We start from the raw sequence: 12,941 nt of genomic DNA on the forward strand, positions 1-12,941 counted from the left end.
ATAGGGAAGATATGATTAGGCAAGCAAAAACCAAACAGGCGAGTAAAAAGCAAAAACCGCAACTTATCCATTGGCGTTTATACGTGGTGGTTGGGTTTGTGTTTGCGCTATTTTCGAGCTTGGTGGGGCGGGCTGCTTATATTCAAATTATCGAGCCAGATAAGTTACGCCATGAAAGTGATATGCGTACTCTGCGTACCACGAGCCGTGAGGTTCAGCGAGGGTTAATCACAGATCGAAATGGTGATATGCTTGCCGTGAGCGTGCCAGTGCGTGCGGTTTGGGCCGATCCAAAGCAAGTTAATGACAGCAATAGTTTTGCCGATATGCGCCGCTGGCAAGCGTTGGCCGATGTGTTACATGAACCGTTAGCAGATGTGCTAGATAGAGTTCGTAGTAACCCCACTAAACGCTTTACCTATCTTAAACGTCAAGTCACCCCCGCAGTGGCGGATTACATTACTCAGCTGAAGTTACCTGGGGTGTTTTTAAAATCAGAATCCCGCCGTTATTATCCAGGTGGTGAAATTACCGCTCAGCTTATTGGTATCACTAACATTGATGATGTTGGGATTGAAGGCGTTGAAAATGCCTACAATAGTTGGTTGACAGGCACGCCATCCAAACAAAAGGTGCGTAAGTCGCGTGATGGTCATGTCGTTGAGCACCTCGATATAGTACAAGAAGGCGAGAGTCCAAATGATCTTGTACTGAGTATTGATCATCGTATTCAGCAGTTAGCCTACCGTGAGCTTAAACGTACTACAGAGATGAACCAAGCCACCTCTGGCTCGATTGTCGTACTAGACATCCATACGGGTGAAGTGCTTGCCATGGTAAACACCCCCTCTTATAACCCCAATTCTCGCGATAATCTGCAAACCTTCAGAATGCGTAATCGCGCTATGACAGACACTTTTGAACCGGGGTCGACGATTAAACCTTTTGTCGTGGCGGCGGCGCTTGAGGCTGGCACTGTTAAGGCAACGGATATTATCCCGACTTCTCCAGGTTGGATGCGTTTAGGTGGGCGCCAAGTGCGTGACCCTAATAATTATGGTGATATGAGCCTTGCGCGTATTCTGGCGAAATCCAGCAACGTAGGGATCAGTAAGTTAGCCCTGTCCATTCCGGTACAACAACTGCTAGGTACTTATCAGTCCATGGGGTTAGGTAGTTTTTCGGGGATTAATCTTACGGGTGAAAGTGCGGGTCTTATTCAGGATCGTCATCGTTGGTCTGACTTTGAGCGTGCAACGCTTTCTTTTGGTTATGGTTTAACGGCAACAACGCTACAACTTGCGCGTATGTATGCCACTTTAGGCAATGGCGGCACTTTGTATCCAGTGTCGATTTTAAAATTGAAAAAACCACCTGAAGGTGAGCGAGTTATCTCAGCTAAGGTTGCCCGCGATGTATTACAGATGCTGGTGACTGTGACTGAAAAAGGTGGCACAGGCACCTTAGCGCATATTGATGGTTATCCTGTCGCGGGTAAATCTGGGACGAGTCGTAAAGCCGTTGCGGGTGGCTATGGTGATGATTATGTCGCGTTATTTGCGGGCGTTGCGCCAGCGAATAATCCCAAGTTAGCCATAGTTGTTGTGGTCAACGAGCCTAAGGGTGATTTGTATTATGGTGGTTCAGTGGCAGGGCCGGCATTTGCCAAGGTAATGTCTGGCGCACTGCAAATGTTAAATGTCGAACCTATTTCCGATAAAGAACAGGTGCAATTGGCCGGAATTGCAGGGAGAGCAGAATGATGTTGCTACGGGACCTGTTAGCGCCTTGGTTTATATATTCGGGTGATCAATCTTTCAATGAGTTGACCTTAGATAGCCGCGCAATACGCCGCGGCGATGTGTTTTTGGCGTTGCCAGGGCATAGAGTCGATGGCAGACAGTTTATTGATAAAGCCTTAGATTTAGGTGCCGCAGGCGTATTAGTTCACACGGATGATGCTGACCAACATGGCAAAGTGTTGCTTGGCGATAATGCTGAGCGTGGCGTGCAGATTTATTTTTTCCAATTAAATCGTCAGGTATCAGCGATAGCCGCCCAGCGTTATCCCTTAGCGCACCAGTTTGCCGTTACGCCATCCCTTGGCATTATCGGCATTACCGGCACCAATGGTAAAACCTCAACTAGTCAACTCATTGCACAGCTAGTGACGTCATTGGGGCGAAAAGCTGCTGTTATGGGTACATTGGGAAATGGCCTATGGGGTGAACTAGTTGATAGCGGTAATACCACTGCCGATGCGATTACCCTAATGCGTCAGTTGCATGAATTTGAAGCCCAAGGCGCGAGCGTTTGTGCTATGGAAGTGTCGAGCCACGGGCTAGTGCAAGGCCGCGTCGATGCAGTACCATTCGATGTCGCCGTGTTCACTAACTTAACGCGCGATCACCTCGATTACCACGGCGACATGGAAAGCTATGCTGCCGCTAAGCAAAGCCTATTTCGGTTTAGCACTTTAGGCCATGGTTTATTGAATCTCGATGACCCCGTTGGTGCATCTTGGTTGATTGAGCTTAAAGACATGGCTGCACAGATCTGGGGCTTTAGTATCGAAGGCCACCAAGCCGCGGCTTTTTATACCAAAAATACTCAGTTTGACGATCAAGGCGTAAGTGCAACTTTAGTGTGGCCCGAGGGCGAAACTCAAATTCACTCGCCACTTCTGGGGGCTTTTAATCTTTCCAATTTACTTGCGGCGTTATCGGCCTTGTATCTGCAAGGTTTTGATATGGAAGCCTTAGCCGAGCAAGTGCAGTATTTAATGCCTGTTGCGGGTCGTATGGAGCGTTTTACTACGGCGGATAACATCACCTTAGTCGTCGATTATGCACATACACCCGATGCGATAGAGCAGGCATTAACGGCCTTGCGCCGCCATTGTGCGGAGGATTTATGGTGCGTGTTTGGTTGCGGTGGAGACCGCGATAAGGGCAAGCGCCCTTTGATGGGGCGTGCCGCTGAGCAATATGCAGACCGTATTATGGTGACCAGTGATAATGCACGCAGCGAAGATCCTGCACAAATTATTAGCGATATTATCCAAGGGCTTGTCACTCCAGAACGAGCATTGACTCAGGTTGACCGTATCACAGCAATTAAAGACGTTGTGGGATTGGCTAAATCTGGCGATCTGATCTTACTTGCGGGCAAAGGCCACGAAACTTACCAAGAGGCGGCAGGCGTGCGTCATAACTATGATGAACGCGCTTTGGCACGCCAGTTAGCGGAGCAATCAAAATGATCCCTCTTTCACTCGAAGTGCTAAGTCAACATTTAGGTGCGCATCGAGTCGGTAACGACGTTACCATCCAAGATTTAAGCAGTGATAGCCGCAAAGTCGGCGACGCAACCCTATTTGTCGCTTTAAAAGGAGAGCGTTTCGATGGCCATGATTTCGCAGCAACCGCTATTGAGAATGGCGCCGCAGCATTAATGGTTGAACGTGAGCTCGCTCTGAATATTCCACAACTTATAGTGGCAGATTGTCAAAAAGCGATGGGCGCGATAGGGGCTTATGTCCGTGACCAAATTAATCCCATTTGTGTGGCGTTGACGGGTTCAAACGGCAAGACCAGCGTAAAAGAAATGATCGCCACTATTTTGTCGGCTAAACACCAAGTGCTTTACACCGCTGGTAATTTTAATAACGAGATCGGTGTGCCCTTAACCTTGCTGCGCTTAACGCCTGCGGATGAGTATGGGGTGTTTGAGCTGGGCGCTAATCATAAAGGTGAGATTGATTACACCTCTGGGCTAGTCCGTCCGAATGTGGCGTTAGTCAATAATGTTGGCAGTGCCCATTTAGAAGGGTTTGGCTCGCAAGCGGGTGTTGCCCAAGCTAAATCGGAAATTTTTAACCATCTACAGGCCGACGGTACTGCAATTATCAATGCTGATGATGCTTTCGCCGATGTGATGAGTGTTAAAGCAAGACCTTATAAACAATTGCATTTCTCTCAACAAGAGGGCGCAGCAAAGCGTCGTATTGACGTTATTGCTACGGGACATAAAGCAGATGCCGATGGCTGTTATCGTTTTATGCTCAACTACTTAGGTGAATCTTGTGACGTTAAGTTACCGCTGGCGGGGCGTCATCAGGTCAGTAATGCGTTAGCTGCAGCAAGCGTATGTATTGCATTGGGATTAAGTTTGACTGATATCGCCCATGGCCTAAGCCAATTAACGCCTGTAAAGGGGCGTATGCAGCCGAGTCAATTAGGACGAATTCGTTTAATCGACGATAGCTATAATGCAAATCCTGTATCTGTTGGCGCCGCTATCGCTTGGTTAAAGGAAATTTCTGAAAATCGCTGTTTGGTACTGGGAGATTTGGGCGAATTAGGCGACAATGCGCCCCTTTTACACGCCGAACTCGGACAACTGGCCAAACAGCAGGGGATTGATGCGCTGTTTTGTACAGGAGCGTTGAGTCAGCATACGAGCCAAGCTTTTGGGGCGGAGCACCATGAGAGCGTGGCTGTGTTAGTAGAAAAATTGATAAAGCACATTAACCAGTTGCCGGGACAGGTGACGGTTTTAGTCAAAGGTTCACGTAGCGCCGCCATGGAGCGGGTCGTGGATGGCCTAACAGTAGCCTTCGGGCGTGGGGAGTTAGTGTAAATGCTGGTATATCTGGCTGAGTATTTAACCCGTTTTTATACTGGGTTTAACGTGTTTTCCTATGTGACCTTTCGAGCCATTTTAGGCTTATTAACCGCGTTGATTTTTAGTTTATGGTGGGGACCAAAACTTATCGAACGCTTGCAATTATTGCAAATTGGTCAGGTTGTGCGTAACGATGGTCCAGAGTCACATTTTAGTAAGCGTGGCACGCCGACTATGGGTGGCTTACTGATATTGGCCGCTATTTTCATTAGCGTATTGCTATGGGGCGATCTTGGTAGCCGCTATGTGTGGGTGATGCTGTTTGTACTGGGCAGTTTTGGTCTGATCGGTTTTATCGACGATTACCGTAAAGTGGTACGTAAAGACACTAAAGGCTTGATTGCGCGTTGGAAATATATTCTGCAATCCTTAGCTGCATTGTTAATCGCCTTCTTTTTATATGCAACCGCGGCTAACACGGGTGAAACCCAGTTAGTGGTTCCTTTCTTTAAGGATGTGATGCCACAGCTTGGCGGCGTGTTTATCGTGTTGGCGTATTTCACTATTGTGGGTTCGAGCAATGCGGTGAACTTAACTGATGGTTTGGATGGTTTGGCGATTATGCCGACTGTGATGGTTGCCGCCGCATTTGCGTTAATTGCGTATCTATCTGGTCATGTGCAGTTTGCAAATTATCTGCATATTCCACATTTGCCCGGTTCTGGTGAACTCGTGATTGTGTGTACTGCCATTGTTGGTGCTGGCTTAGGTTTTTTGTGGTTTAACACTTACCCAGCACAAGTGTTTATGGGGGATGTTGGCTCATTATCGCTAGGTGCTGCTTTAGGTGCTATCGCAGTGCTTGTGCGCCAAGAAATTCTACTTGTCATTATGGGCGGTGTGTTTGTGATGGAAACGGTGTCTGTGATCCTACAGGTGGGTTCCTATAAATTACGCGGGCAACGAATTTTCCGTATGGCACCTATTCATCATCATTATGAATTGAAAGGTTGGCCTGAACCTCGAGTGATAGTGCGTTTTTGGATTATCTCGATATTCCTCGTTTTGCTCGGTTTAGCCACATTAAAGTTAAGGTAATAGGGTATGCAACGTCAGTATTCACACATAGTGTTAGGTTTGGGCGCAACGGGGTTGTCCGTTGTACGCTATTTGTGTGGAAAGGGCATTACGCCACTGGTGATGGATAGCCGTAGACAACCTCCGGGGGCGGATACTCTTGCGGCCTCTTTCCCTGAAGTACAGTTAATTACGGGTGGTTTTGATTGTCGCTATTTAGTACAAGCCAGCCAAATTATTATTAGCCCAGGCATTGCTCTCGATACCGCTGAAGTGCGTGCAGCGTTAGATATGGGAATAGAGGTCATTGGTGACGTTGAACTTTTTGCCAGAGAAATCGCAGACCGAAAACCCTGCGTGATTGGTATTACTGGCTCTAATGGCAAGTCGACGGTCACAACCTTAGTCGGTGAAATGCTGCGTGAAGCAGGCATGGCTGTTGCTGTGGGGGGCAATATTGGTGTTCCTGCACTAGATCTGCTGAGCGAGAATGCAGAGATTTTTGTGCTTGAGCTGTCGAGCTTCCAACTGGAAACCACTCACAGCTTGAATTGCGTGGCTTCAACTTGCTTGAACGTGACGGAAGATCACATGGACAGATACAGCGATATGGATGCCTATCGCAAAGCAAAGCTGCGTCTGTACCATCAAAGTCGCTCCATCATTTTTAACCGTGATGATGCGCTGACTATACCTACCGAACCTATGAACCAAAACAGCTTTGGTTTAGCGCCGCCAGAGGGCGACGAGTGGGGTATTTGTGATAGTAAGATTTATCATGGTCGCAGCGAAATTATGCCAATTACCGAAGTGTCGCTAATTGGCAGTCATAACCATGCTAACTTACTTGCAGCCATGGCTCTAGTCTATGCCGTGGGTGTAGATAAGCAAGTGATGGCGAAGGTAGCTCGCACCTTTACTGGGCTCTCACACCGCTGTGAAGTGGTTGGGATAAAAGGCGGTGTGACTTATGTGAACGATTCCAAGGCCACCAATGTGGGCGCAACAGTTGCCGCACTTGATGGTTTAAGCGATCACTTAGGCGACATTATTTTAATTGCTGGCGGTGATGGCAAGGGGGCGGATTTCAGCCCGCTGGTTGAGCCACTGAGCAAGGTGACTCATCTGATTACCTTAGGCCGTGATGGCAATAAGATTGCTGCGCTGAAGGAAGGGGCTATTAAAGTCGACTCTATGGCTGCAGCCGTTGCCAAGGCGGCTGCATTAGCCACCTCAGGCGATATCGTTTTATTATCTCCCGCCTGTGCGAGTCTAGATATGTACAGTAACTTTATGGCGCGTGGCGATGATTTCCGCAATCTGGTGGAGCAGCTCGATGGCGAGTGATACAAGGCAATTCAGCCTGTTTGGTCGCTTGCTATCCGCAATGCCAAACTGGCAACGTGACACTGAAGTGCCGGGCGTGCAATTGTACGACCGTGCTTTGTTCACGGCTGTATTGTCTTTAATCGCTTTTGGTTTTGTGATGGTGATGTCGGCATCGATGCCAGAGGCTCAAACGCTAACCGGAAATCCGTTTCACTTTATGACTCGCCATGTGGGTTATTTGATTGGTTGTTTTGTCATTGCGGCTTTCGTGCTACGGGTAGATATGCAAACTTGGCAGCGTTTGAGTCCAATCATGCTGTTAGTTGTCGGTTTGATGTTGGTTGCAGTGTTACTGGTGGGGACCACAGTTAATGGTGCCACGCGCTGGTTATCTATCGGGCCTATTCGTATTCAAGTCGCAGAGTTGGCTAAGTTTGCTTTCTCTGTGTATATGGCAGGTTATCTTGTGCGTCGGCATCAAGAAGTTCGTGAAAATGCGAAGGGTTTCTATAAGCCGATAGCTGTGTTCGCGATTTACGCCATTTTGATCTTAATGCAACCTGACTTAGGTACAGTCGTGGTGCTATTCGTTGGAACAGTGGGGTTATTGTTCCTTGCCGGTGCGCGGTTACTCGATTTCTTTGCACTGATTTTTACTGGGGTTTTAGCCTTCGTTGCGCTGGTATTACTCGAACCTTACCGTATGCGCCGTGTCACCTCATTTATGGATCCTTGGCAAGATCCCTTTGGCAGTGGTTATCAGTTAACCCAATCTTTAATGGCCTATGGCCGTGGCGATTGGTTTGGTCAGGGGTTAGGTAATAGTATTCAAAAATTAGAATATTTGCCCGAAGCCCATACCGACTTTATCTTTGCTGTTATAGGGGAAGAGTTAGGTTTTATCGGCATTATTGCAGTGTTATCCGTGTTGCTGTTTGTGGCATTGAGGGCCATTCGCCTCGGCAATTTATGCCTAGTGATGGACAAAGCCTTCGAAGGTTATCTGGCCTATGCCATCGGCATTTGGATCTGTTTTCAGACCGTCGTTAATGTGGGAGCAAGCATTGGTATGTTACCTACTAAAGGGTTAACACTGCCCTTTGTAAGCTACGGTGGTAGTAGTTTATGGGTCATGACGGCGGCGGCAATGACATTGCTACGCATTGATTATGAACGGCGCATGAGTTTAGTTCAGGCCGTGCAAGGGAGATTGAAGTAATGACCCAAGAGGGTAAACGTATTCTAGTCATGGCAGGTGGTACGGGCGGGCATGTCTTCCCGGCACTAGCGGTGGCCAAGTATTTAGCGCAACAGGGATGGCAAGTCCGTTGGTTGGGCACGGCCGATCGTATGGAAGCGCGTTTAGTACCGCAATACGGATTTGATATTGATTTTATTGATATCAAAGGGGTTCGTGGTAATGGTTTGGTTCGCAAATTGGCTGCCCCTTTTAAAGTGATCCGCTCTATCTTGCAGGCCAAAGCTGTGATAGCGGAATTTAAACCAGATGTCGTGCTCGGCATGGGTGGTTTTGCCAGTGGGCCTGGTGGCGTTGCAGCAAGACTTGCGGGTATTCCGTTAGTGTTGCATGAACAAAATGCGATTCCTGGTATGACGAATAAGTTGCTTTCTCGTATCGCAACTCAAGTGTTATGTGCTTTTAAAAACACCTTTACCATAGTGAAATCCAAGGTAGTGGGTAATCCCATTCGGCGTGAGCTAATCGCGCTAGGCGCTGAGCCAAAACCCCTTGCCGATGATGCTTTAAAAGTGCTTGTGGTGGGTGGAAGCCTAGGCGCCAAAATATTTAACGATTTAATGCCTTCTGTGGTGGCGGCCTTAAGTAAGCAGCAATCTATTACCGTTTGGCATCAGGTAGGTAAAGATAATTTAGCAGGTGTAAAAGCGGCATATCAGCAACAAGGCCAAGAGGGTGGGGTCAACATTGCTGAATTTATTGATGATATGGAAGCCGCCTACCGTTGGGCCGATGTGGTGCTATGCCGAGCAGGTGCACTAACAGTATCAGAGCTAGCCGCGGTGGGATTACCGAGTATTTTGGTTCCCTATCCCCATGCGGTGGATGATCACCAAACACGTAACGGTCAAGTATTGGTTGAGGCTGGCGCTGCTTTCCTATTGCCGCAAGCCATCTTGGACGTAGATAAGCTAGTGGGTAAATTACAATTGCTCGCTAATGACAGAACAGAATTAGCCCGTATGGGCCAAAGAGCAAGAGACGTTGCAGTACTGGATGCCACAGAACAAGTTGCAGCCGTGTGCATCAGCCTTGCTGAGAAAGGATAAGCATGACTAAAACAGAAAGATACATACAGCTAAGAAGCATGATCCCCGAAATGCGCCGTATTAAGCGTATTCACTTCGTCGGCATTGGCGGCGCGGGCATGGGCGGGATAGCTGAAGTGTTAGTGAACGAAGGCTATCAGGTGAGTGGTTCGGATATCGCCCAAAATACCGTGACCGACAGATTGTGTTTACTCGGTGCGAAGATCCAAATTGGTCATGCTGCTGACAATGTACAGCAAGTTGATGTTGTTGTGGTTTCGACCGCGATAAACGCTGAAAATCCTGAAATTATCGCCGCTAAAGAGTTACGGATCCCTATCGTTCGCCGTGCCGAAATGCTGGCGGAGTTAATGCGTTATCGCCATGGTGTGGCGATTGCGGGTACCCATGGTAAAACTACCACAACCAGTCTTATTGCCAGTGTTTATGGTCAGGCTGGGCGGGATCCCACCTTTGTTATTGGTGGCTTACTTAATAGCGCAGGTACTAATGCAAGATTGGGCACCAGTCGTTACTTGATTGCCGAAGCTGATGAAAGTGATGCGAGCTTCCTGCATCTGCAGCCTATGGTCAGCGTGGTAACCAATATTGAAGCCGATCATATGGATACCTATGGCGGTGACTTTGAAAAACTGAAATCGACCTTTGTGGATTTTCTGCATAATTTGCCATTCTATGGTGTGGCAGTCGTGTGTATTGATGATCCTGTTGTTCGTGAAATTATGCCGCGTATTGGTCGTCACTTAGTGACTTATGGTTTTAGTGATGACGCTGATGTTCAAGCATTAAACTTTAGCCAGCAAGGCCATCAATGCCGTTTTACGGTAAGACGCAAAGGTAAGGAAGATTTAGATCTGCTGCTTAACCTGCCAGGTCAGCACAATGTGCTAAATGCGCTGGCTGCGATTGCGGTAGCAACTGAAGATGAAATTGATGACAGCGCCCTTATTCAAGCATTGGCTGAGTTCCAAGGCATTGGTCGTCGCTTCCAGCACTTAGGTAAGTTTGCCACACCTAAGGGTGAAGTGATGTTAGTCGATGACTATGGTCATCACCCAAGTGAAGTGGCTGCAACCATTAAAGCAGCGCGAGCAGGCTGGCCAGAAAAACGCTTAGTCATGGCCTATCAGCCCCATCGATATACTCGTACCCGTGATTTGTACGAAGACTTTATTGAGGTGTTATCTCAAGTGGATTGTTTGCTGTTACTCGATGTCTACAGTGCAGGCGAGGCACCCATTACCGGTGCCGATGGTCGGGCATTGTGCCGCTCGATTCGTCTTCGCGGCCAGCTTGATCCCATCTTTATTGCCAGCCCAGATCAGCTAGCCGAAGTGCTACCCGATGTGTTGCAGGAGGGGGATTTATTGTTGACCCAAGGTGCGGGTAATATAGGCGCCCTGTCGCGCCAGTTAGCGGTAACAGAATTAGGCTTTGCAAAGGTAGAAATCGCGCGGGTACCAGCGTGATGTATGGTGTTTGGACTGTGGTTAAAAGGAAATTTTGACCAAAAGGTTTCGCTCTATATAATGGCCGGTTTTCTGTGGTTTTTGGTAAGTGTCGTTAAAGGTGGGATCAAACGTGTCTTGGAGTGATAAGAGGCGGCACTGGTGGGCGAGAATGTCACGGGTCAATTGGTATCTGTGGAGTGGGATTGGCTTTTTAAGTTTAGTGATTGGTAGTTTCGTGTTTGCAGGTTACCAATTACATAAGTTTTTGAATGATGCCAGTACACTGCCGATAGAAGCGGTTGCCATCAAAGGTGAACGGACTTACACCACAGATAGAGATATACAAATAGCACTACAGGATTTGATGCAGCGAAGTTTTTTTAGTGCTGATATCTCCTTAGTACAGCAGGCATTAGAAGCCTTGCCTTGGGTATATCGTGCGTCAGTAAGGCGCGAGTGGCCAGCTAAACTCAGGGTGTATTTGCAAGAACAACAACCCGTCGCCCATTGGAATGGAGCATCGTGGTTAAATGTGCATGGTGAAGTGTTTGAAGCGCCAGCGCGCCCAGAGCTTGAGTATTTGCCACAGCTATCAGGGCCTGATGATATGGGAGTCGAAGTATTAACCGCGTATGCACAGGTTAATTCATTGCTTAAAATTAATGGTTTTACTTTAGCTAGCTTGAATTTAACGCCGCGTCATGCGTGGCACGCGACCCTAGAGAACGGTATCGTTTTAGACTTGGGTCGAGAAGATAAAATTGCTCGGATACAAAGATTTATTACTGTTTATCCTCTTTTGGCAAAACAAGATAAACCGATTGCCAGAGTGGATTTACGCTACGACACAGGGTTGGCCGTAGGCTGGGGCGATGCACAAACAAGAGAACTGATAATTAATGACCAAAAACCAAGATAGAAATCTGATCGTCGGATTGGACATAGGAACCTCTAAGGTCGCAGTGATCATAGGCGAAGTTCTGCCCGATGGCGAAATCAGCATAGTCGGCCTTGGCAATCATCCTTCAAGGGGCATGGATAAAGGTGGCGTTAACGATTTAGACTCCATCGTTCGCAGTGTACAACGTGCGCTCGACCAAGCAGAATTAATGGCAGATTGCCAAGTGTCATCGGTTTACCTGAGCATTTCCGGTAAACATATCGCCTGCCAAAACGAAAACGGCATGGTGTCTATTAACGATGAAGAAGTGACACAGGAAGATGTGGACAATGTGATCCACACTGCGCGCTCGGTCAAGATCCCGACTGAACGTCGGATATTGCACGTACTGCCACAGGAATATGCCATTGATGTCCAAGACGGTATTCGTAGCCCAATCGGCATGTCAGGCATGCGGATGGAAGCCAAGGTGCATATAGTGACCTGTGCCAATGATATGGCAAAGAACATCACTAAAAGCGTTGAACGCTGCGGTTTAAAAGTCGATGACTTAGTATTTTCAGGTATTGCTTCAGCCGACGCTGTGCTGACCTTCGATGAGAAAGACTTAGGTGTGTGTATCGTCGATATCGGCGGTGGCACTACCGATATTGCAGTGTATACCAATGGTGCGCTGCGCCACTGTGCGGTCGTGCCCGTTGCGGGTAACCAAGTGACTAACGACATTGCGAAGATTTTTCGCACGCCATCATCGCATGCCGAACAAATTAAAGTGCAATTCGCCTGTGCTCGCAGCTCCATGGTGAGTCGCGAAGACAGTATTGAAGTGCCATCGGTAGGTGGTCGCCCATCGCGCAGCATGTCGCGTCATACGCTGGCCGAAGTGGTGGAGCCAAGATATCAAGAGTTGTTTGAGCTAGTGCTCAAAGAGTTGAAAGACAGTGGTTTAGAAGATCAAATCGCCGCAGGTATTGTGCTAACGGGCGGTACCGCGTCGATTCAAGGTGTGGTGGATATTGCGGAAGCAACTTTTGGCATGCCAGTTCGGGTAGCGTCACCGTTACCGATCAAAGGGTTATATGAATACGTGGATCAGTCCATTTACTCAACGGGAGTTGGGCTGCTTCATTACGGTGCAAGAAGGGTGCTTGAACGTCAATTCGAGCGTCCTGAGCGCCAAGGGGTAACTAGCGCTTGGAATCGGGTCCAAAGCTGGTTTAAGGGCGAATTTTAATTTTCATAACGCAGGC

At 48.0% G+C, this 12,941-nt stretch carries 10 protein-coding genes; all 10 read left to right on the plus strand.

What is annotated here, in order from left to right; all coding sequences use genetic code 11:
* The first annotated feature begins 11 nt into the window (after positions 1-11).
* Positions 12-1,763, plus strand: coding sequence for a peptidoglycan glycosyltransferase FtsI (locus MZ182_RS01765; protein ID WP_011787778.1), 1,752 nt, complete (start codon positions 12-14; stop codon positions 1,761-1,763).
* On the plus strand, positions 1,760-3,262 hold the full coding sequence (gene murE / locus MZ182_RS01770) for a UDP-N-acetylmuramoyl-L-alanyl-D-glutamate--2,6-diaminopimelate ligase (protein WP_248069045.1): 1,503 nt from the start codon (positions 1,760-1,762) through the stop codon (positions 3,260-3,262). The genes MZ182_RS01765 and murE overlap by 4 nt, the downstream gene beginning before the upstream one ends.
* Positions 3,259-4,641: a UDP-N-acetylmuramoyl-tripeptide--D-alanyl-D-alanine ligase gene (locus MZ182_RS01775; RefSeq protein WP_025008062.1), complete on the plus strand. Its 1,383-nt coding sequence runs from the start codon at positions 3,259-3,261 to the stop codon at positions 4,639-4,641. The genes murE and MZ182_RS01775 overlap by 4 nt, the downstream gene beginning before the upstream one ends.
* Entirely contained in the window at positions 4,642-5,724 is a 1,083-nt protein-coding gene (gene mraY / locus MZ182_RS01780; RefSeq protein ID WP_248069055.1) for a phospho-N-acetylmuramoyl-pentapeptide-transferase, read from the plus strand. It abuts the gene before it with no gap.
* 6 nt (positions 5,725-5,730) lie between these two features.
* Entirely contained in the window at positions 5,731-7,050 is a 1,320-nt protein-coding gene (gene murD, locus MZ182_RS01785; protein WP_014609686.1) for a UDP-N-acetylmuramoyl-L-alanine--D-glutamate ligase, read from the plus strand.
* On the plus strand, positions 7,040-8,251 hold the full coding sequence (ftsW, locus tag MZ182_RS01790) for a cell division protein FtsW (RefSeq protein WP_025008065.1): 1,212 nt from the start codon (positions 7,040-7,042) through the stop codon (positions 8,249-8,251). Before murD ends, ftsW begins: the two co-directional genes overlap by 11 nt.
* Positions 8,251-9,339, plus strand: a complete 1,089-nt coding sequence (gene murG, locus MZ182_RS01795; protein ID WP_248069057.1) for an undecaprenyldiphospho-muramoylpentapeptide beta-N-acetylglucosaminyltransferase — start codon at positions 8,251-8,253, stop codon at positions 9,337-9,339. Before ftsW ends, murG begins: the two co-directional genes overlap by 1 nt.
* Before the next feature lie 2 nt (positions 9,340-9,341).
* Positions 9,342-10,808: a UDP-N-acetylmuramate--L-alanine ligase gene (gene murC / locus MZ182_RS01800; protein WP_248069059.1), complete on the plus strand. Its 1,467-nt coding sequence runs from the start codon at positions 9,342-9,344 to the stop codon at positions 10,806-10,808.
* A gap of 151 nt (positions 10,809-10,959) precedes the next feature.
* The gene (locus MZ182_RS01805) at positions 10,960-11,709 is read left to right on the plus strand and encodes a cell division protein FtsQ/DivIB (protein WP_011787786.1); all 750 of its coding nucleotides are present in this window, start codon (positions 10,960-10,962) and stop codon (positions 11,707-11,709) included.
* On the plus strand, positions 11,690-12,925 hold the full coding sequence (gene ftsA, locus MZ182_RS01810) for a cell division protein FtsA (protein WP_011718494.1): 1,236 nt from the start codon (positions 11,690-11,692) through the stop codon (positions 12,923-12,925). Before MZ182_RS01805 ends, ftsA begins: the two co-directional genes overlap by 20 nt.
* Positions 12,926-12,941: the final 16 nt, after the last annotated feature.

Origin of the sequence: Shewanella sp. JNE2 (assembly GCF_023159115.1) — a bacterium.
Classification (GTDB): domain Bacteria; phylum Pseudomonadota; class Gammaproteobacteria; order Enterobacterales; family Shewanellaceae; genus Shewanella; species Shewanella putrefaciens.